The following is a 21,143-nucleotide window of genomic DNA, read 5'->3' as shown; positions in this document are numbered from 1 at the left end:
TGAACAATGAAAGGTTGGCAGATACAGATGGCTACACCGCCCGGCCTGCTGCTCATGGTACACTGTTCAGTTACATCGTACATTATTCATTATACATTATTAAAGCTCCCGCACCCAGATGTTCCGGAAGCCAACGGGGTTGCCGTGATCTTGCAGAACGATGGGGCCTTTGCCGTGGGCCTGCACTTTAGGAACCCCGATGTACTCGGTCGTGCCTTTTACGGCTACGTGGTTCTGCACCAGAATGCCGTTGAGCAGCACCGTGACGTAGGCGGGTTCGAGCATCAGGCCCGCTTTGTTGAAGCGCGGAGCGATGAAGATGATGTCGTACGATTGCCACTCGCCGGGTTTACGGCTGGGGTTCACGAGCGGAATCGCTTGCTTGTAGATCGAGCCGACCATCCCGTTCACATAAGTGGGGTTCTGGTAGTTGTCGAGCACCTGCACTTCGTAGCGCCCCTGCAGGAACACACCACTGTTGCCGCGGCCCTGCCCGTTGCCTTCTACTTTAGAGGGCGTCTGGAATTCGAGGTGAAGCTGCATGTCGCCAAACTCCTGCTTCGAGCGGGCCGACGAGGTTTTCGACGAGTACAGCACGCCGTTTTGCACGGGCCATTGCAGCGGATCGGTGCTGGCGGTGGGGGCGTAGCCTTTGTTGGCGTACCAGTTATCGGCGTTCTTACCATCGAACAGCACAACCGCATCGGAGGGCGCCGTGGTGCCAGCCGTGTTGGCCGAGTACACACCGGGCGTTACAACGGGGGGCACGGGCTCCCAGATTTCGGATGACTCAGGCGTTTGCTTGTTGGGTTGCACCTGCGCAAATGAAAAGCCAGCCGTAGCCAGCACTACCGCAAGGGTCGAGGTTACTTGTTTCATGTGTAAGCGAAAAATAGAGAATCGGTCAAAGATAAGGCCAGAATCTATTGGCCGCATGGGGATAGTCAGGCAAATAGATTACTTGTTATAAGTGGTCCCCGAGCGGGCATTTACTGTACTTTTGTTCTGGTTTTTTGCAATTACCAAGCTCATTTATGCAGAAGTTTCTTTTACCGGTTCTTGTTACAGCCAGCGGTTGGCTAGGAACCCAAGTCGTGTTTGGCCAGTCGGGCAAACCCCTTCCCCTGACCGATCTGAGTGGCTTCCGGCAGCCCGTCCCGGCCAACTGGAGCCTTGCGTCTGATCTCAACGCAGACCTGTCTAAACCCAACACGTTGACCGTGAAGCCCGGAACGGGCATTCTGGTCTGCCAGCCATCGGGTAAGTATGGCTCACAGTTTAACCTGCTTACCGCGGCCGATCACGGCGATGCCGACATCGAACTCGACTTTATGATGGCTAAAGGCGCCAACTCGGGCATCTACCTGCAGGGGCGCTACGAACTTCAATTGCTCGATAGCTGGGGTGTCGCAACGCCGAAAGCGTCGGATGTAGGCTCGATCTACGAACGCTGGGACGAACGCCGCCCCGAAGGCCAGAAAGGCTACGAAGGCCACCCGGCCCGCCAGAATGCCGGCAAAGCCCCCGGCCTGTGGCAGCACCTGCGCATCTCGTTTCAGGCCCCCCGTTTCGATGCGAGTGGCAAGAAGACCGAAAACGCTCGCTTCCTGCGGGTTGAACTCAACGGCATCCTGATCCACGACAACGTGGAGGTGAGCGGCCCCACGCGCGGCCCGCTGGCCGATGATGAAAAAGCCCGTGGTCCGCTTATGTTCCAGGGCGATCATGGCGCGGTGGCGTTTCGCAACATCACCATCACCCCTTACGACGCCGCTCGCCCCCGCCTGAGCGAGCTCAGCTACAGCATCTACAAAGGCAACTTCCGCACTGAGCCATCGTTTGGTGGCTTGGCGCCCGAATCGAAGGGCACGTCGCCGATTCTGTCGGCTGCCGTTAGCCGGATTCCCAACGATTTCGTCATTCGCTACACCGGCACGCTGCACGTCGATCAGGAGGGTGATTACACTTTCAACACGGCCACTAGTGGCGGCTCGGGCCGGCTGACCATCAATAACCAACCCGTTGGCAACTGGCGCGAAAACAATAGCAGCGGCAAAGTGACGCTGCCCAAAGGCGACCTGCCGTTTGAACTGCTCTACAGCAAATTTGCCGACTGGGCCGGGCCAAATCTGGAACTTGCCGTAACCGGGCCGGGTATCCGCCGCTTCCTGTTGACGCCCGCTGGTACCTCGCAGGACGAATCGGACCCGATTCTGGTATCGGCCGAAACGAATACACTACTCCGCAGCTTCATGGACCTGCCGAAAACGAAAAACGCGCAGGGACGTACCTACCGCGTTACGCACGGCATTTCGGTGGGTAGCCCCGAACAGGTACACTACACCTACGATGCCGATAACGGGGCCATTGTGCAGGTGTGGCGCGGCATGTTCCTCGACGCGACCCCCATGTGGGAAAACCGGGGCGATGGCTCATCGCGGCCAATGGGCGCGGTCAGCTACCTTGGTGCCAAACCGCAACTGACGGTGGCTCGCCTGGCGTCAGCGCAGGCCCCCTGGCCCGCCGACACCGCCAACAGCGGATTCCGCCCTAAAGGCTACGCGCTCGACAACAGCGACCGTCCTACGTTCAGGTACGTGGTTGCCGACGCGATGGTCAACGATCAGATCCGGGTATTGCCCGACGGTCATGGTCTGCAACGCGAACTGACGGTGGCCCAGGGTGGCAAAAGCCTTTATGCCCGCCTGGCTGATGCCCAAACCATCGAGGCGATGCCCAACAACACGTACCTGATCGACGGTAAGTCTTACTTCATTCAGCTCAATGACAAGACCGCGAAGCCCGTTGTGCGCAGCAGCAATGGTCGGCAGGAACTGATCGTCCCGATTGCCGACAAACTCACGTATTCGATTCTTTTCTAAATGACCGTTGCCGATTGATGCGTGCTGGTTTGTCTGGCCGAAACGCCGCCGACGGTGCCCATCAACCGCCCAGCCACAGTTTACTCATGAAACTCATCCATTATTCCCTCCTGGCGGCAGCCCTGCTGGCAAGCCCGCTGGCCAAGGCGCAGGAATCGCCCAAAGAGGAGGATTTCTTCAAGATTACGCGGGTTTCGGCCCCCGAGGGTACGTTGCTCGAAGTGGGCGGCCTCACCATGTTGCCCAACGGTGATCTGGGTGTGGCCACCCGCCGGGGCGATATCTTCATTGTGCAGAACCCCACCAGCCGACGGCCCTTCTTCCGCAAGTTTGCGTCGGGGTTGCACGAGGTGCTGGGCCTGGCCTACAAAGATGGGTCGCTCTACTGCGCCCAACGCGGTGAACTCACCAAAATGACCGACACCAACCAGGATGGCAAGGCCGATCTGTTCGAGACGGTTTACGCCTGGCCGCTGTCGGGTCACTACCACGAGTATAGCTTCGGGCCTAAAATCGCGCCGGACGGCACCTTCTTCGTGACAGGCAACGTGGCCTTCGGCGACGAAGAGTGGTGGCGGGGCGAAAGCCGGGTCCCCTGGCGCGGCTGGACGATGAAGATCAGCGAAAACGGGCAGATGCAACCCTGGGCGACGGGGATGCGCTCACCCGCAGGCCTGGGCATGATCGACGGCGAACTCTTCTACGCCGACAACCAGGGCGACTGGCAGGGATCGGGGGGCGTCGTGCACGTCAAGAAAGGGGCCTTCACCGGTCACCCGGCGGGTCTGCGCTGGACGGGCATGCCCAACTCACCGCTCAAACTAACGGCCGAGCAGTTTTATGCCAAAATCGACATTCGGCAGAAACGCGACGCCAACGGCCGGATGATCAAGCCCGAAAACGTGGTCAACGAAACGCCCGATCTGCTCTTTAAGGTGAAAGAGACATTCCCCGAGATCCAGACGCCCGCCGTCTGGTTGCCGCACGGGGTGTTGGGGATCTCCAACTCCGAAATCCTGCCCATTCCGCAGGGGGTGTTTGGTCCCTTCAGCGGGCAGCTGCTGGTAGGCGATCAGGGCATGAGCAAGATCTCGCGGGTGATGCTCGAAAAAGTAAACGGCGAGTATCAGGGTGCAGCCATCGAATTCCGGTCGGGATTCCGGTCGGGCGTGATGCGCCTGGCCTTTGCGCCCGATGGTTCGCTGTTCGTGGGTGAAACCAACCGGGGCTGGGGCTCGGCGGGTGATGCCAACGAAGGGCTGCAACGCCTGGTGTATAACGGCAACACGCCTTTCGAGATGCGCACGGTACGCGCCATGCCTGATGGCTTCGAGGTTGAGTTTACCCAACCCGTCACCAAGGCGTCGGCTGAAGATCTGGCCTCATACTCGGTGGAAAGCTTCATCTACAAGTATCACCCGGTTTATGGTAGCCCCACGATCAACAAGGAAAAACACGCCATCAAGGGTGTGAAAGTATCCGACGATGGCCTGCGGGCACGCATTCTGGTCGATAACCTGCGCAAAAGCTACATCCATCAGCTTACCCTCGACGGGGTACGTTCGCAGGACGGCACTTATTCGCTGGTGCACCCGATCGCCTACTACACGCTCAACAACATTCCCGATGGCACCAAACTGGCCCTGACGGAGGTTAGCACGAAAAATTCAGCGGCGGTGACGGCCGCCAAAGAAGCGGCGCCAGCCACGGCGAAGCCCGCAACTGGTAAAGCAACCGCCACCAAACCGGCAGCCAAAGGCAAACCAGCTCTCCAACTGGGGCAGGCGGTCAGCATGGCGAAAGCGCCTACCTACGACGAAGTAAAAGGGTTGCTGTCGCGGCACACCTGCCTGGCCTGCCACAACGCCGAGAAACGGCAGGTGGGCCCGGCCTACAAAGACGTGGCGAAGCGCGGGTACACCAACGATCAACTCGTAGAGCTGATCTACAACCCGAAACCCGCCAACTGGCCCGACTACTCGACCGAGATGCCGCCCATGCCGCAGGTGCCCAAAGCCGATGCGCTGAAGATTGCGGCCTGGATCAACTCATTGTCTCCGGCCAACAAAGGCGGTGCTGCCAAAGCCGCCAGTAACCCCGATGAGCCAAAAACGAAGTAAGGTTTAGCCGTTCGGGTTCAATGAGCAGGGGCCCCCGTGGCTGGCGCAAGTACGGAATGCGCTAGCCACGGGGGCCCCTGCTCATTGAACCCTGATCGAATTTTTTAGTAATTATTCATTAAACCATTAGTCGATAGACTAATCAAACAGCCCGGATAGCCAGCCGGGCTGTTTTTTGCTAATTACGTCGTAAACTTGCTCCATATTCTATAAGACTACCGATGTTTAAACTCATCATTACCGCATGCTTATCGGCTTGTTTGACAGCCGGTTATGCCCAAATCGACGTACCTGCGGCCAGCCCTGCGGCGACCATCAGCCAGCAGATCGGCCTGGGTACCGTCACGGTCTCGTATAGCCGCCCTTCGCTGAAAGGTCGTACCATGTTTGGCGACCGCGTGCCCTATGGCAAAGTATGGCGCACCGGTGCCAATAAAATCACGACCCTGCAACTATCGGAGCCCATGACGATCAATGGGAAGGCGCTGGAAACGGGTACGTATGGTTTGTATTCAATCCCGGATCAGGATTCGTTTACGTTCATCATTAACAAAGACGCCAACGCCTGGGGGGCCTACGATTACAAAGAAGCCAATGACGTAGTGCGGCTGGTGGTGAAGCCCGAGCGCCTGAACAATCGGCAGAAGACCGAAACCCTTACGTTCGAGTTTGTCAGCATCACCCCAACCTCGGCCACGCTGCAAATGCGCTGGGAGACGATGGCGGCTCAGCTGACCATTACCGACGATGCCGACTCGCACGTGATGGCGCAGATCAAACAAAAAACGGCCGACCCCAAGGCCTCAACCGATACGTATTTTGCGGCGGCCAATTATTACTTGGATACCAACCGGGATCTGAATCAGGCGCTGAGCTGGGCCAACAAAGTGGTTGAGAAATCACAGGAATACTGGACATACCACTTGCGGGCCAAGATCGAAGCCAAACTGGGCAACTGCAAAGCGGCCCGCGCCGACGCGCAGATGTCGCTCGATATGGCCAAAAAGGCCAACGACGACGCCTACATCAAAAACAACGAGACCATTCTGGAAGGCTGCAAACTCTAACCCAGCAGCGCACCCTTTTTTGGGCCACTAAAAGAAGGCCCCACCTGAGCAGGTGGGGCCTTCTTTGTTACATAGCTGCTTTAAAAGCCAAGCCGTAGTTGGCTACCGACGGCGAAGCTGAGCTTCCCTCCTGCTTCCAGGTTCACCTGCGCAGCCTGCCTGGGTGGCCCCGCACCGAGGGTGACGGCATGCCGCACTACCGACCGAACACCGCTTACCGGCGCCTGCCCGCACGACCACAGCCCGGCCGTTTGCCAGTCGCCCGCCTGATTGGTCCGGCAAGCCACATCGCCCGTGTAGGTGAGTCGAAGCAACGCACCGGTACCCCAACTCAGGAAATACAGGTATCCATCGGTACCGAGCGTCAGGCCAACGCCGTAGCCGTTTAAGCCCGTCGCGAAGGCGGATCGTATCGCCGTGGTTCCTGACAGATCGAGTGTGTTGAGCCAGTTGTTACAGAAATCCTGGTAGACATAGCGGCCCACGTAAGTCGCCGGATAGACGGCTAAGGCCGGGCTATAAAAGGCCCCGCCCGTAATGGCGCACCCAACTCCATCGCCACCGCCGTGGGCGTAGGCATACACCGGATTGGTATACGCCGGATTGCTGCTCATGCCTTCGGCATTGGGCCAGCCAAAATTCAACCCGCCCGTTGTGGCATCGTTGATTTCCTCCCAGGTCTCCTGCCCCACGTCGTTGACAAACAGCCGTCCCGTGCGCGGCTGTACCGTCAGCGTGTATGGATTACGAACCCCGTAGGCCCACACGCGCCGCCGAGCGGCCGAGCCCGTGGGAAACGGGTTATCGGCGGGCGCACTGCCATCGGGGTTGATGCGTAAGACTTTGCCCAGGTACGTATCCAGGTTCTGCGCGTTGCTCCCGAAGGCGTTGTCGCCGACACCCACATAGAGCTTTCGGTCGGCGCCGAAGACCATCGAGCCCCCGTTGTGGTTGGTGGCCCCACTCAATGGGTCAAGATCAAGCACGACCACTTCGCTACCAGCCAGCATTACGTCGCCAGCGGCCGTCAGCCGACTGATCCGATTGTGGGGCGGCGTGGGGCCGTTGGCCGGTACCGTGTAGTACACATACAGGTATGCAGTCGTCGCAAAGTCGGGGTCAAGTGCCAGACCGATCAGGCCACGTTCGCCGCTGGCATCGACGGTTAGCTGCGCAAATGGCGTCGGTAGCAGATTGCCGTTCCTGACCACCCGCAGCCGGCCGTTTTGCTCGGTTATGAACAGCCGCCCATCGGGAGCCGACACAACAACCGTCGGTGTGCTCAAGCCACTCGCTACCGTGGCGAGCCCAAAATTGGGCGGCAGGGTTTGCGCTACGCCAAATCGGGACCAGACCAGCCAGCCAATGAGCAACCAACACGAACGGGATGAAGGCGTGAGCCAGCGTAGAGTCATCATGGTGGTAGTCGGGTTCAGCGTATTGTCGAATTTACAACCAATTACAAATTGATACCGAACGAGTTAGCCAACGGATCGCCACGTTTGGAAGCATCCCAACAAAACAGAAAGCCCCGCAACAGTCTGTTGCGGGGCTTTTGCCAGCTTCCTGGTGTTGACTATTGTACCTCCACGCGGCGCTCGTGACCAGTTTCAAATTCGGCGGTCGCTTTGGCGGGGCGCATTTTGATGATGCGCAGGGCCGACAGCATTTTGATCATCGGATACGTGGGGTCGAACTCAAACCATTTGGCACCGAAGTTGGCGGCGTTGGGCCGTTTGTGGTGGTTGTTCTGGAACAGTTCGCCCATCATCACCACGTCGAGCACCAGCGAGTTTTTCGACTTGTCGTGGTTATCAAAGTTGGCATACCCATACTTGTGGCCACTCCAGTTGATGATGGCACCGTGAACGGGACCCATCACGAAGTGTACCGGCAGCAGGAAGAAAAACGCCCAGTGCATGTCCAGGTAGATGAACGCAAAGACGTAGAACAGGCTATAGGCAATGCCCCAACCGGCCCGTGATACCCACGAATCACCGATCTTTTCCATCAGGTTCCACTCGGGGTAATTGCGGTCAAACTGCCGTTCGATGGCCTGCTTGCGGTGCAAAACGGCATTGTAAATGTTTTTCGTCTGCCACATCATCGTGAAGATGTTCTTGGTATGGTGCGGCGAGTGCGGGTCTTTCGGTGTGTCGCTGAAGGCGTGGTGCATCCGGTGCAACACGGCGTAGGCACGGGGACTTAAATACGAAGAGCCCTGCGACACATAGGTGAGGGCGTAGAAAAACCGCTCCCAGAACTTGCTCATCGAGAACATCTTATGCGCCGAGTAACGGTGCAAAAAGAAGGTCTGGCAGAACAGAGACAGATACCAGTGTGCGGCAAAAGCAGCTACAACAATCACGATGTTGGTAGTTTAAGAATGAAAAAGAACTCGACTTGACAAAAATACGATTTTTCCGAGCCCATATACTGTATATACGAAATTTAAGCCGGTTAGATTGGAGATAAATCATTAAGCGGAAAAGAATACCCACGTCCCGTAACGGTGGGGCCACGCCTAATTGACCACCGTCGTCGCGTATTGCAGCAGGTTGGCCCCCATGCGCAACGCGGCCTGCCGGGCCGATTCGGGGTCGTTATACACCGCCTGATCCTCCCAGCCGTTGCCCAGATCACATTCATAACTATAAAAGCACACCAATCGTCCCTGATAGATCAGCCCAAATCCCTGCGGCGCTTTTCCGTCGTGCTCATGCACCTTGGGCAATCCGTTGGGAAACTTGAACTTCTGATTGTAAATAGGGTGCGTAAAGGGCAGTTCCACGAACGACAATTCCGGGAAAACCCGCTTCATCTCGCGTCGGATAAATTTATCGAGCCCGTAGTTGTCATCAACGTGCAGAAAACCACCCGACATCAGGTACCGCCGCATGTTCTGCACGTCGCCTTCCGAAAACAGCACGTTGCCGTGGCCGGTCATGTGCACAAACGGGTACGAGAACAAATCGGGGCTACCCGCGTCGACGATGTCTTCTTCGGGGAAGATATTCATCCGCAACTGCTGGTTGGCAAACTTAATGAGGTTGGGCAGCGACGTTTTGTTGGAATACCAGTCGCCCCCGCCATTGTATTTCAGCTTGGCAATGCGGTACGCGTACGGCTGCGCCTGTACAGCGCTGAACGAGGAACAGCAAACGATAAGAACGAAGAGCAGAAAGCGGTTCATACGAGGTAACGGACTTGTAAACCTATAAGGTTTTTGAAACCTTATAGGTTTGGTTAACTAACTACGCGTTAATCAAATTGACTACCTGACAGGCCGTCAGCGCGGCGGTTTCGGTGCGGAGCCGGTTAGTACCGAGCGTAGCCATCAGAAAACCCGCCGCCAGAGCCTGCTGCACTTCTTGTGCCGAAAAATCGCCTTCGGGGCCAATCAGCACCGCACACGACGTACCTGGCAACGCCTGCCGAGCCAGATGCGGCACCACTTCGCCGTCAGGCAGATGCGCGATAAACCGTTGCACCTCCGTGATGGCAGGTACTAGTTGAGTAAACGGCACGGCCTCGTCGAGTTGGGGTAACCACGATTGCAGCGACTGTTTCATGGCGGCGATGGCAATTTTTTCGATCCGTTCCAGTTTTAGCACCCGCCGTTCGGAGTGTTGGCCAAAAAAGAAGCTGATCCGCTCAATCCCCACCTCAACCGCCTTCTCCACAAACCACTCAATCCGATCCATGTTTTTGGTCGGCGCTACACAAATACGCACCGCAAACGGCCGGGCCGGCGTTTGTTCGACCCGTTCGACCCGAAACGTACACTGCTTCGCGTCCGCCTTCGTAATAACGCACAGAAACCGATTTCCGCGCCCGTCGGTAACGGCAATGGGATCGCCAACACCGAGCCGCAAGGTTTTTACGGCGTGGCGGGCGTCTTCGTCGGGCAACGTACCCAGCGAATCGGTGGGCAACAGGGCAGGATGATAAAACAGGTGCATGGGCGCTAAACTACCACTTAAAGGTACTACCTACCCAGCAATGCCCGGATGTCGGCGATCAGATGGTCGATTTCCTGCGGTTGGGTGCCGTTGTAAATGCCCCGAATGCGGCGGGTTTCGTCCACCAGAATCAGGTGTTCGGTATGCAAAAACTCGGTTGAGTCGCGGGTGAACCCGATGCGTTCTTCGGCAAAATACGACCGACGAGCCAGGGTATACAATTGTCCCCGATCGCCGGTCAGCAGGTGCCATTTATCGGCTTTAATTCCCTCCTGATCAGCGTATTGCTTCAACCGGGCTACCGAGTCAACCCAGGGTGTCACGCTGTAGGACAGCAACAACACACGCGGGTCGTCGCGAAATGTATCCTGCACGGCCCGCATGAGGCCCGTCATTTTGGGGCAGATGCTGGGGCAGGCTGTAAAGAAAAAATTAGCCACGTGTACCTTACCCGCGATAGTCCTTGGCGTCACGAGCGCGTTGGTCTGGTCACGGAAGGCAAACGGGTCGATCCAGTGCGTGACGGTGCGGGCCACGGCGGCGGAGTCGGCGAGCCAGAGCGGCGTAAAATCGGGGGTGTTGTAATAGGGAACACCAGTGGCGGTCGTAGCCGGGCCCGATCCGCAACCCAGCAACGTACCCAGCCACGCCAGTACGGCCAGCCGGGCGATGGTCTTAGAAAGCCACGCGAATCGAGTCCCGTGCATTTTTGCAGTTTTTTACGCCCGTGAAGCCATACAGTCGGCCGGCGCGGGCTTCGTAATTGGCCTTTAGCGTGCCGTTGTCAAACCAGAGTTGCTGCGGGCCGTTTTCGTGCCCTTCATGGTAGGTGCCGCGCCGGGCCAGCCGCCCGTTGGGAAACCACTCCACCAACCGGCCTTCGTAGACATCGTGCTGGCATTGGACCGTGAACTCCGGCTTTCCGTCGGCGTACCAGCCCCGTTGCTCGCCTTCCTGCCAGCCGTGATGGTAGTGGCGCCGTTCGCGCAGTTGCCCGTTGGCATAGTGCTTTCGGTGAATGCCCTCGGCTTTCCCTTCCCAGAACGCCCCCACAAAAGCCGTATCGCCCGCGGGGTGCAGGGTGTATTGCCAGCCACTGAACGGGTGGTTGTTGAGCCACAATTGCCCGTCGCGCCATTGCCAGCCCGTAGCAGCGCTGTTCACGTAAATCATCGGAATAGCGGGCTCCGACCCGCAGTTGACTAGCCAGCAGGCCAGCAGGCCAGCCAGCCAGCTAGCGCGTAACGGTGCCTGCCTTGCCATAAAATCCGCTGCCGCTGATGTAGGGGTCTTCGGCCGTGATGTGGTAGTGGTAAATGCCGTTGGGGTAGTCAGCGGTTTTGCCCACGTGGCCGTGGTACTTGTCCAGATCGGCATTGGTGATGGTTTTCCCGTTTTCGACGGGGCCATACACCGGGAAGCCATCGAGCAGAAAGCCCATTAGCGCGTCTTTACCTTTGCTGTTCGTCAGGTACGTTGGTTCGACGTGGTAATGGTATTGCCCCTGCTGTTGCGGATGCCCGCCATACTGGTCGAAGCCATTCACCTCGTTGGTCAGGGGCGCGTTCTGTGCCGCATATTGGTTGAAAAAAGCGACGCCGTTGAGCGCCACACCCGTCGACCCCAATGGCGTGGCCGCGTGCGTTGGGTCTTCAGCCGGATTCATCGGAATCTTGTAGGTCAGGCTCGTTTCGGCAATGATGTTCGGGTTCTGAGCGTAGCGGGCGTTGGTGCCGTTATACGCTTCGTACAGGGTGCTTTCCCAGGCGGTGCCTTTGTAATACGGGCTCTTGTGATCGGGCCGACCGCTGGTTTTGATCACGATGTTGCTGCCTTCCACGTAGATCGACGTGGCGCCATACAACTTTTTGTAAACCTCCGGCACGCCCGTTCCCACGGTTACCGAGGTTGAGGTGGTGGGCGTCGTGCTGGTTGGGGCAACGGCATCACTCATTTTCTGGCAGGCGGCCGCGATCAGCAGGCCCGTTAGCAGGCCCCCGGCGGCCATGATTAGTCCTTTTCGTTTCATCGTGTTTGGTGGTTCATCGCGAAGCCTGTTTGCTTCGTACGGCCTTAGACGACAGGCCAACGGCATTCCTACGGCCCTGTCCCTTTTTTCGCTGTTTTTTCGCTACGTCACGGCATCGGCGGGGGCCTTCTCTCCTACCCACCCGCCCACGCCCCGGCGGATTGCGAAACAGGTGCGTGAGATCGTCAAGCAGGCGCACGAAAGCCGGGAGTTGGTCAGGGCGGCACAAGGCCCGAATCTGGGCGAAGTGGGCAAAATTCAGTTCGGCAACGGCGCGCTGATTGGCCGCAATCTGGCTACTCAACGCCTGCGCGGCGGCAGTATCGGGCTGGGCCTGGCTGAGTAGCTTGTAATAGCGTTGATACAGGTTGGTCGACGCCTCAGCCAGCCGCGCCGACGCCTGCTGGTGTTGACGGACGAGCGTTCGGTAGCGCGCCTGTTGCCCTTCGTCGAACTGAAGCCGGTCGATAATCAGTGTGGCAGGGCCATCAGGCGGGGGTCCGCCGGGGGTACCGGGTCTGGGCGGGTGCAGGCCACGCGGGCGGAGCGCCAGGTACCCCAACGTACCCAGGTTGAGCAGCAGCAGGCCCGCAACGGCCCAGGTCAGCAAGCGCGTCTGGTTCATTCGCCGTAGAGTTGGTGGGTGGGATAGAGTTGCCATTCCGAAGCCAGCGCCCGCAGACTGGCCGACTCACTGGGTACGTTGGTAGGCACCGTTGACGACGCAACCAGCCGCCAATTCAGCAGGGCCAGGAGCGCAAACGAGGCTGCCACCAGCCAAACCAGCTTTTTTGGCGCATAGGCCACCGGTTGGCCGTTGAGGCGGTTCCTGATTTTAGCGTACAAAAACGGACTGGGTTCGGCACGTTGCAGGCCGTCGAGGCTGCCCAGTACGTCGTTGATCCATTGTTGCTGCTTCGGTTCCATACACAGATAGACGATAAACGGGGCCGGTTCCTACGGCTCCCGGAATGATTTGTAAAAAGAAGTCAGTTGTTTTTTGAGGTTCTCCGTAGCCCGCGCCAGCAGCGACTCAACCGCCCCCACGCTCACCTGCATCACATCGGCCGTTTCGACGTTCGACAAGCCCTCGACCCGCGCCAGAATATAGGCCGTTTTCTGCTTGTCGGCCAGCTTGTCGATGGCCCGAAACAAGGCGGCGGCGTTCTCCTGCTGATCGAGTAACACGCCCGGATGGACGGGGTCGGGGGGCTCATACGGTAGGTCGCCGGTATCGGTACCGAAGAGGCTGGTCAGCAACGCAACTCGTTTTTGCCGCCGGCGGTGTTTGACCCAGTCAAGGGCCTTGCTGACCGTCAGGCGGTAGAGCCAGGTGGTTGGGCTGGCCTCGCCCCGGAACGTACCTGCCGAGCGAAATACCGCCACGAACACATCCTGCGTGATCTCTTCGGCATCTTCGCGGTTGGGTACGTACCCCAGCGCCGTGTTGAACACCCGCCCCTTGGTTTGGTCGTAAAACTGCCGAAACGCCGCCTCATCACCCTGCCCGATGGCGGTTAGCAGCCGGAAAAGTTCAGTTGTGTTTGGGGTGGCGGGCATCGTAACGTGCAAAGTAGTCGGCTCCGGTCGTATTTTGCCAGTCAATTCCGTGCAACACACTCATCTCGATGCATTTATTCCGTATTCGTCTCGCCGCTGTTCTGCTGGGTACGTCGTTACTCGCAGGTTCATCGGCTTCGGCCCAATTCCGGTCGCGGGCCCTTCGGTGGTCGGCCGATGGCAATGCCGTGGTTAACATCGCCAACGGGGCCATCACCCGCACCGACGTACGCAGCGGGCAGGAAACACCCCTGATTACCACGGCGCAGCTCACGCCCGACGGTGCCAAAGCCCCTATTACGGTGGCCGATTTCGCCTTCAGCCGCGATTCGTCGCAGGTGCTGATCTTTACCAACACGGCCCGCGTCTGGCGCTATAATACCCGCGGCGATTACTACCTGCTCAGCCGCCAAACCGCGGGGGGCCGCCCGGGCCAACTCCGGCAGATCGGAGCAAAACAGCCCGCCCAATCGCTGCTCTACGCCAAACTATCGCCCGACGGCAAGCGTGTAGCGTATGTCAGCAAAAACAACCTGTATTCGGAAGAGGTCGCCACAGGCAAGGTAACTCAGCTCACTACCGACGGTACCCGCAAGCGCATCAACGGTACGTTCGACTGGGCCTACGAAGAAGAATTTGGCTGCCGCGACGGGTTCCGCTGGAGCCCCGACAGCAAGCAGATTCTGTACTGGCAGGTCGACGCGAGCGGCATCCGCGATTTCCTGATGATCAACAACACCGACTCGATCTACTCCTTCACCATCCCGGTCGAATACCCCAAAGTGGGTGAAGCCCCCTCGCCGACGCGGCTGGGCGTGGTGAGCGCCACGGGTGGTCCTACCCGGTGGCTGCCCATCCCGGGCGATCCAGCGCAGCACTACCTGGTGCGGGCCGAGTGGTTCCCCAGCAGCGCGAGTGACCCCGCCGGGCGCGAATCCGCCGGGCGCGTGATCGTGCAGCAATTGAACCGGAAGCAGAACCAAAGCACGCTATTTGTTTGCCAAACGGCCAAAAACACGGCAACGCCCATTTTCACGGAAACCGACAACGCCTGGATCGACATCAAAGCCCGCTGGGATCGCGATGACCCGACCGGCTGGGAATGGACGCAGAACGGCAATGCGTTTTTGTGGGTCTCGGAGAAAGACGGCTGGCGGCACATTTACCAGCTCAGCAGCGACGGCAAACAACAGACGCTGCTCACGCCCGGCAACTACGACATGAGTGAACTGGAGCGCATCGACGAACGTGGCGGCTACGTGTACTTTACCGCCTCGCCCGACAACGCCACCCAACGGTATCTGTACCGTGTACCGCTGAACGGGAAAGGGCAGGAAACGGGCCCGCGCCCGGCGGAGCGGCTATCGCCCACGACCCTGGCTGGCACGCACGGTTACGACATCTCGCCCAACGGCACCCTCGCCATGCATACTTTCACCAACCGCTCGACGCCCTCGACGCGCGCGTGGGTGAGCCTGCCCGACCACGCCATTGTGCGGGGCAATGCGCCCAAAGCCAACACCGCCAAAGGTAAGAACGTCCGCTTCTTCACGGTGACGACCGCCGAGAACGTGACCCTCGACGGCTGGATGGCCCTGCCTACGGATTTCGACAGCACCAAACGCTACCCCATCGTTTTCTACGTGTATGGCGAACCGGCCGGTACCACGACCAACGACGTGTTCTCGGCAGGACAAAACGATCTGTTTGCGGGCGATATGGCCAAGGAAGGCTACATCTACGCCGCGCTCGACAACCGGGGCACGCCCACCCTGAAAGGGGCCGCCTGGCGCAAGAGCATCTACCGGCAGATTGGCCGCATCAACATCCGCGATCAGGCGCAGGGCGCCCAGGCGCTGTTTAAGCAGCATAGCTTCATCGACACCAGCCGGGTAGCGGTCTGGGGCTGGAGCGGCGGTGGATCAACCACGCTGAACCTGCTGTTTCAGTACCCGGCCATCTACAAAACGGGCATCGCCGTGGCGGCTGTGGCCAACCAGTTGACCTACGACAACATCTACCAGGAGCGATACATGGGTTTGCCGCAGGAAAACCGGGACGATTTCGTGTCGGGGTCGCCCATTAGCCACGCCAAAAACCTGCGCGGTAACCTGCTCTACATTCACGGCACGGGCGACGACAACGTGCACTACGCCAATGCCGAGATGCTTATCAATGAGCTGATCAAATACAACAAGTCGTTTCAGATGATGGCCTATCCCAACCGGTCGCACGGCATTTCGGAAGGCGCCGGTACGCGGCAGCACCTGAGCAGCCTGTACACCAGCTTTCTGAAAACCCACTGCCCACCGGGCGGCCGATAAGGGTTACGATCCATCCCGATGGGCCCGCCCCGCCGACACCTGGCTGTGCTTTCTGCACATCCGTAGGTCAGGCGGGGCGGGTCCGTTGCGTTAGGGCTGGTCAGAGTCAGGCAGTTGACGGGGCGGGTTGTCGGCTCTACGTATCTATTCTTAATTTTTTTCAGCGTCCGTAAATCCAACTCCTTATACCTAAGCGTAAGTCTGTTGTTAGTCGACCAACGTTAATTCTTTTCACAAAAAAACAGGCAGGTAATTCTGCCGACAAACATCATGACTTCACTAAAAGTATGGCTGGGTGCGCTGGCCTTTTTGACCCTCGGCCACGTAGCCAATGCACAGGAAAAAACAGTAACCGTTGGCGGTGCGCCCATGTATCCGTCGAAAAATATCGTCGAAAACGCCGTTAACTCGAAGGATCACACCACGCTGGTAGCCGCCGTGAAAGCCGCCGGTCTGGTCGAGACCCTGTCTGGTCCCGGTCCGTTTACCGTATTCGCACCAACCAACAAAGCTTTCGACAAACTGCCCAAGGGCACCGTTGAGACGCTTTTGAAGCCCGAAAACAAAGCCATGCTGACGGGTGTGCTGACCTACCACGTAGTGGCTGGCAAAATGAGCGCCATGGACCTGATGAACAAAATCAAGGCCGATGGTGGCAAAGCCACGCTGAAAACGGTAGCCGGTGGCACACTGACCGCCATGCAGAAAGGCAAGAAAATCGAACTGATGGATGAGAAGGGCGGCACCGCAACGGTGACCATCGCCGACGTCAATCAGTCCAATGGTGTAATCCACGTAGTTGATAGCGTACTTCTGCCGAAGTAATTGTATCGCGGGCTACTACCAAGTGACCATCAAACAGAGGCCCGGACAGCGATTGTCCGGGCCTTTTGTTGCTTAATACCCGTTCGCTTTGCTCAGAACGTACCTGATCAGTCAGGTACGTTGGGTCAGGGTAGTGGAATCGTGAACACCACCTCTGTGTACTGACCAACTTCGGTGTTGATGCGGATGTCGCCGCCCAGCCCTTTCTTGATGATGTCGTAGCTCAGACTCAGGCCGAGCCCAACCCCCTGACCGGTTGGCTTTGTGGTAAAAAACGGCAGAAACACTTTGTTGAGCGCTTCGTTCGGAATACCCAGGCCATTGTCCTTTACCCGAAACAGCATGCTATCGGCGGTGCGCTCGGTACTCACCCAAAGCGTTGGCTGGTAAGTGGCGGGGTCGCTCTGCCGTTGCCGGTCGCGCAGGGCGTAGAAGGCATTGGTGTATAGGTTGAGCATGACCCGCGCCACATCCTGCGCCACCACACTCACCGGTTCAAGCTGCGGATCGAAGCTCGTGTGAAGCACAAAGGCTACCGACGGATCTTTCGTCCGCAGGTCCCGGTAGGCCATCCGCAGGTATTCGTCGGCAACGCTGTTCAGGTCGGTAGGTTGCCGGTCGCCGCTGCCGGTCCGGGCGTGCTCCAGCATACCCCGCACGATACCCGCCGCCCGATTGCCGTTCTGGCTAATCCGTTGCAGATTCCCCGCCAGATCGTGGCTAAGGGCTACAGCGTCGGTGAGGCGACCGGCCATCAGTTCCACCCGAAGTTCGTCGACGAGTTCAATCGACACCTCCGAAAAGTTATTCACGAAGTTGAGCGGATTCTGGATCTCATGGGCGATACCGGCCGTGAGCTCACCCAACGACGCCATTTTTTCGTGCTGAATCAGTTGCGCCTGTGCCGTTTTCAGCTCATGAAGCGATTGCTGAAGCTGCGTCGACTTCTGCTCGATGTCGCGGGTACGTTGGGCGACTTCCAGTTCCAGCAGCTCGTTTTGCGACAGCAGCAATTGCTCGTTTTCAAGCGTTTTCGCCAGCAACTGCTGCTGGGCTTCGGCCTTGGCCTTCTCGATATCGGCCCGCTCCCATTCAAACCGTTTCGACAGCAAGAAGGAAAGAATAAAACTCTCGATCAGCGTGGCCAGCGTCACGTGGCTCAGTTCGGCGAAGTAGGCGGGTTTGCCCGTCTGAACATAGGTGGCCTCCGTCAGCACCAGCAGGAAATAGATGCAGTAAGCCAGGGCAAAATAATAACCCAGCCGGTTTCCTTTCTGCCCGGTCTTTATCCCCACAAAGCCCATCAGGAAAAACGACAGCAGCGCATTGGCCGTGTTGATGGCCAGAATCAGCGGCATGGGCAGCAGGTATTTCAGGACGGCATAGGCCGCAAAGTAGATGACGACACCCCACACAACCCGGCTGATTCTGGGTACGTAGCGCCCGGCTTCCAGAAACAGCAGGCAGTAGGTGGTCTGCACCGTTACGCCAATTGTCGGGATGGTGATGAACCAGAACGTCAGGTCCAGCCCATCGACGAAGTACACAATGAAGCCGTCGAGCACGGCCATGGAGTACGAGACGTAAATCAGCACCACGACCGCGTAGAACAGGTACATCCGGTTGCGCAGCGAGAAAAAGAAGAACAGGTTACTCAGCAACACGAAAAACATGAAGCCCAGGTAGAAGCCATAAATCAGGCGTTGCCGGTAGGTTTTGATTTCGTGAGCCGACTCCTCCCAGAGGCTGATGGGTACTGGCTGCGAATGAGCCAGCAACCGAACAAAATAGGTATGCCGGCCGGGCGGGATGGGAAAGACCTGATAGTGGTGTTTCCGGATTTTCTGGTCGACCGGAATGCGGAACCCAGCCGTCAGCCTGACGGTTTTCCCGGCCTCATTCTGGTAGTAGAGTTCCGTGATGGGCAGGAAGGCCTGCGCCACTTCCAGCAACAGCTTGTCCGGCGTGGGGTTGTCAACCGAAAACCGCAGCCAATGAATTCGGTCAGAGAAGCCCACGTTGATAATCACCTGCCTAGAAGGCCTGAATCGCCCCTGAAAGGCAGGCGACGTGACCTGCCCGATGGTCAGGTTCCCCGTCGTGTCGGTCAGGATCGAGACCCGGTCGCCAATCGTCAGGAAGTCAGCTTGTCCGGTCCAGACAATCGGCTGAGCCAGTGACCAGACCGGACAGCCGACGAACAGCAGCAGCAGTACGAGACGTAGGCTCATGCGGGCTCGGGCTTATGCGGCTGAAACGGGGCTTCCTGAAAAAAGCGGGATGGAATTCCCTGCAGGGTGGCGAAGGCGATCCACCACAGCCAGCAATAGACACCAAAGGGCAGGTAACCCGAGTACCCGATGAGCGGCATTTCAAACAGGTGATACGCATTCACGTAGGGGAGGTTGTACTGCCAGTAGGCGGGGGCCATGGTGTAAAGAATCTCGCGGTTGGGCCCGTGCGTCGCGCTGAAATAATTCTGCCCTTCGATGAAAAATCCCTCGATCAGGTAGCTCAGGGCAATCAGCAGAGCGGGTGTCCAGTTGCCCTGCCCGATGGGGCGCAGGGGCGTCCAGACGCCGATTTTGTCGAGTACGGTAGCCAACAGGATGGCCGGCGTGAGCCAAAGCGTGAAGAACAGTTGCGCAGGGAAGAGCCCCGCCAACACCAGCAATACCACCGATAACCAGAGCGCGGTGGTCTTTAGCCACTCGGGCAATACGATCTTCGGCCCCAGCGAAAACCGCTCGCGGAGGGCGGGTATGCTCTTGAAGAGGCTGTACCACTCGAACGCCAGCGGCAGCAGGCCCGACGAGATAACGGCCGCATAGAGCAGAAACTCCTCGCGGTCGATGATGTCGCCTTTGGGATAGAACCAGTTGTCTTCGACAAAGAAATTAAGGTATTCGAAGAGCATCCAGCCCATCACCGACGACACCCCGATCCCGATTACTTCCTGCGGCACCCGGCTGATCAGCGACCGGCCCTCCTGCCGCACATACACCCAGCCGTCGATCATGAGCGCAAACCCCCAGAATAGCGGCATATCAGACCAGTGCAGCAGCCAGGCGGGGCCCGTCGCTTTGGTCCAGAGCAGCACCGCCACCCCGCCCCACGACACCAGCCCAAGCCAGAACCAGAGGGGGAAGCCGACTCGTTTGGCAGGGCGATAGTCGGGTTGCGGGACCGCCCGGAACCCGAACAGCCGGGGAAACAGATACAGCACGATCACCGCCACCGACAACCCCGCAAACAGCAGAAATATGGGCCAGCTGAAGGCCTCCTGCTGAGGGGATGACAACATAGGATATGCGAAGAAATCGGGCGGAAACTGGTCTTGATACTGGATACTGGCGCCTACCCAGGGCAAGACAAAGATGGCTAGGATGGCCAGCAACAGGTACGTGGTCTTTCGGAGCGTAGTCATAAAAAGTGAGGTGTGAATAGAACGGGCTAGTTTGTCAAGATGCGGCCCGACCCATGGCGCGGCGAAGCCACCAGTTCGTTTGATTCAATGTTGCGCACGTTGCGCATCATCAGCAGCAGCGAACACTGCACGATACCGAACAGGATCATCATGTAGTATGGGTATTCGTGTTCAGCCGACGGAAACAGCTTCGGCCAGATGCTGCCGATTGCTTCGATCGGATGAAACAGGAAATCAGCCGAATACAGGTTTTCCTTCGTGCTGATGGCCTCCGCCTTGATCGTACGCCCGATGTAAAAGCCAACGCAGCTCAGCGCCACCGCCACGCCGATCAGCGTTTTGGCGACGCTGGCGCTGTAACGTACCCGGAAGAGGGAGTACATGATTTTGAGCGACACAAAGCCGTAGAACACCGACAGCATGGCGAACGAAAAGACGATGAGCACATTGAACACGACGCGGTCGACGATTTCATCCGGGATGCTGCTGGAGTCGGTGGGTACGTTGGTACGCAGGGTCACGTGGATAAGGTCGCTGATCATATAGGGGCTATTGGGGTAAAACAGCACCCAAAGCGACGTCCCAATCCAGAAAACGACGGTACCGATGCGCTGATTGACGATCAGCAGCACGTACGCGATCAGCAACGGCTCGAAGCCGGAAAACAGATTATGAAAGAGAAAATTAAACTCATTAGACCCGCCCAGAATCCAGTTGCGCAAGAGAAGAATGAGGACGTTGCCAACTGTGAGCAAAAGAACGATCCGGGCAGAGGTAAGCGCAGGGCGCAGGTTCAACGTGGATGCCATATCAATTAAGTATTTATGAATAGTTTAGGAAGCTACTGCATCGCCTAAAGTAGCCATAAATACTAGCCAATCAACAGCTTACGGCACTTGTACACCTGCTATATACTAAAAAAAATACTTAACTAAAATTTAGTAACT

19 protein-coding genes are annotated in these 21,143 nt (G+C 58.0%); 5 read left to right on the top strand and 14 right to left on the bottom strand.

Annotated features, from left to right (window positions below):
• Positions 1 to 99: 99 nt before the first annotated feature.
• The gene (locus FAES_RS13250) at positions 100 to 879 is read right to left on the bottom strand and encodes a 3-keto-disaccharide hydrolase (protein WP_041257849.1); all 780 of its coding nucleotides are present in this window, start codon (positions 877 to 879) and stop codon (positions 100 to 102) included.
• Positions 880 to 1,034: 155 nt separating this feature from the next.
• Here FAES_RS13250 and FAES_RS13245 point away from each other — a divergent pair, with 155 nt between their 5' ends.
• The 3 genes from FAES_RS13245 to FAES_RS13235 all read left to right on the top strand — a co-directional run bounded on the left by FAES_RS13245 (position 1,035) and on the right by FAES_RS13235 (position 6,069).
• On the top strand, positions 1,035 to 2,882 hold the full coding sequence (locus FAES_RS13245) for a 3-keto-alpha-glucoside-1,2-lyase-like domain-containing protein (RefSeq protein ID WP_015331727.1): 1,848 nt from the start codon (positions 1,035 to 1,037) through the stop codon (positions 2,880 to 2,882).
• 86 nt (positions 2,883 to 2,968) lie between these two features.
• Complete coding sequence (locus tag FAES_RS13240) at positions 2,969 to 5,002, top strand: membrane protein (protein WP_041257846.1); 2,034 nt, start codon at positions 2,969 to 2,971, stop codon at positions 5,000 to 5,002.
• 221 nt (positions 5,003 to 5,223) lie between these two features.
• Entirely contained in the window at positions 5,224 to 6,069 is an 846-nt protein-coding gene (locus FAES_RS13235) for a DUF2911 domain-containing protein (protein WP_015331725.1), read from the top strand.
• An 80-nt stretch (positions 6,070 to 6,149) separates the two neighbouring features.
• Here FAES_RS13235 and FAES_RS13230 read toward each other — a convergent pair whose 3' ends face one another.
• The 10 genes from FAES_RS13230 to FAES_RS13185 all read right to left on the bottom strand — a co-directional run bounded on the left by FAES_RS13230 (position 6,150) and on the right by FAES_RS13185 (position 13,620).
• Positions 6,150 to 7,487: a PQQ-dependent sugar dehydrogenase gene (locus tag FAES_RS13230; protein ID WP_015331724.1), complete on the bottom strand. Its 1,338-nt coding sequence runs from the start codon at positions 7,485 to 7,487 to the stop codon at positions 6,150 to 6,152.
• A gap of 158 nt (positions 7,488 to 7,645) precedes the next feature.
• A complete protein-coding gene (locus FAES_RS13225) occupies positions 7,646 to 8,437 on the bottom strand; it encodes an acyl-CoA desaturase (RefSeq protein WP_015331723.1) in 792 nt (263 codons plus the stop codon).
• A 156-nt stretch (positions 8,438 to 8,593) separates the two neighbouring features.
• Positions 8,594 to 9,262: a DUF4159 domain-containing protein gene (locus FAES_RS13220; RefSeq protein ID WP_015331722.1), complete on the bottom strand. Its 669-nt coding sequence runs from the start codon at positions 9,260 to 9,262 to the stop codon at positions 8,594 to 8,596.
• Between the two features lie 61 nt (positions 9,263 to 9,323).
• Positions 9,324 to 10,031, bottom strand: a complete 708-nt coding sequence (locus tag FAES_RS13215) for a 16S rRNA (uracil(1498)-N(3))-methyltransferase (RefSeq protein WP_015331721.1) — start codon at positions 10,029 to 10,031, stop codon at positions 9,324 to 9,326.
• Positions 10,032 to 10,057: 26 nt separating this feature from the next.
• Complete coding sequence (locus FAES_RS13210; protein ID WP_015331720.1) at positions 10,058 to 10,738, bottom strand: SCO family protein; 681 nt, start codon at positions 10,736 to 10,738, stop codon at positions 10,058 to 10,060.
• Positions 10,707 to 11,294 (bottom strand): toxin-antitoxin system YwqK family antitoxin, encoded by a 588-nt coding sequence (locus FAES_RS13205; protein ID WP_015331719.1) that lies wholly within the window; start codon positions 11,292 to 11,294, stop codon positions 10,707 to 10,709. The genes FAES_RS13210 and FAES_RS13205 overlap by 32 nt, the downstream gene beginning before the upstream one ends.
• Positions 11,266 to 12,060, bottom strand: coding sequence for a YHYH protein (locus FAES_RS13200; RefSeq protein WP_041257845.1), 795 nt, complete (start codon positions 12,058 to 12,060; stop codon positions 11,266 to 11,268). The genes FAES_RS13205 and FAES_RS13200 overlap by 29 nt, the downstream gene beginning before the upstream one ends.
• A 13-nt stretch (positions 12,061 to 12,073) precedes the next feature.
• Positions 12,074 to 12,685 (bottom strand): periplasmic heavy metal sensor, encoded by a 612-nt coding sequence (locus FAES_RS13195; RefSeq protein WP_051054130.1) that lies wholly within the window; start codon positions 12,683 to 12,685, stop codon positions 12,074 to 12,076.
• Complete coding sequence (locus tag FAES_RS13190; RefSeq protein ID WP_015331716.1) at positions 12,682 to 12,987, bottom strand: hypothetical protein; 306 nt, start codon at positions 12,985 to 12,987, stop codon at positions 12,682 to 12,684. The genes FAES_RS13195 and FAES_RS13190 overlap by 4 nt, the downstream gene beginning before the upstream one ends.
• 30 nt (positions 12,988 to 13,017) lie before the next feature.
• The gene (locus FAES_RS13185) at positions 13,018 to 13,620 is read right to left on the bottom strand and encodes an RNA polymerase sigma factor (protein WP_015331715.1); all 603 of its coding nucleotides are present in this window, start codon (positions 13,618 to 13,620) and stop codon (positions 13,018 to 13,020) included.
• Positions 13,621 to 13,688: 68 nt separating this feature from the next.
• Between FAES_RS13185 and FAES_RS13180 the strand changes: the two genes are divergently transcribed.
• Positions 13,689 to 15,944 (top strand): S9 family peptidase, encoded by a 2,256-nt coding sequence (locus tag FAES_RS13180; RefSeq protein WP_015331714.1) that lies wholly within the window; start codon positions 13,689 to 13,691, stop codon positions 15,942 to 15,944.
• Between the two features lie 270 nt (positions 15,945 to 16,214).
• The gene (locus FAES_RS13175; protein WP_015331713.1) at positions 16,215 to 16,769 is read left to right on the top strand and encodes a fasciclin domain-containing protein; all 555 of its coding nucleotides are present in this window, start codon (positions 16,215 to 16,217) and stop codon (positions 16,767 to 16,769) included.
• A gap of 125 nt (positions 16,770 to 16,894) precedes the next feature.
• On the opposite strand, the gene FAES_RS29005 is transcribed toward FAES_RS13175, so the two are convergent.
• From FAES_RS29005 to FAES_RS13160, 3 genes are read right to left on the bottom strand one after another with little or no spacing between them, the layout of a single operon-like run.
• The gene (locus FAES_RS29005) at positions 16,895 to 19,000 is read right to left on the bottom strand and encodes a sensor histidine kinase (protein WP_015331712.1); all 2,106 of its coding nucleotides are present in this window, start codon (positions 18,998 to 19,000) and stop codon (positions 16,895 to 16,897) included.
• Positions 18,997 to 20,196, bottom strand: coding sequence for a hypothetical protein (locus tag FAES_RS13165; RefSeq protein ID WP_015331711.1), 1,200 nt, complete (start codon positions 20,194 to 20,196; stop codon positions 18,997 to 18,999). Before FAES_RS13165 ends, FAES_RS29005 begins: the two co-directional genes overlap by 4 nt.
• Positions 20,197 to 20,222: 26 nt before the next feature.
• Complete coding sequence (locus FAES_RS13160) at positions 20,223 to 21,005, bottom strand: DUF1361 domain-containing protein (RefSeq protein ID WP_015331710.1); 783 nt, start codon at positions 21,003 to 21,005, stop codon at positions 20,223 to 20,225.
• Positions 21,006 to 21,143 lie beyond the last annotated feature (138 nt).

It is taken from the genome of Fibrella aestuarina BUZ 2 (assembly GCF_000331105.1).
In the GTDB taxonomy this organism is placed as follows: Bacteria; Bacteroidota; Bacteroidia; order Cytophagales; family Spirosomataceae; genus Fibrella; species Fibrella aestuarina.
Note: the sequence above shows the minus strand (reverse complement) of the source record. Positions and strands in the feature narration are given on the sequence as shown.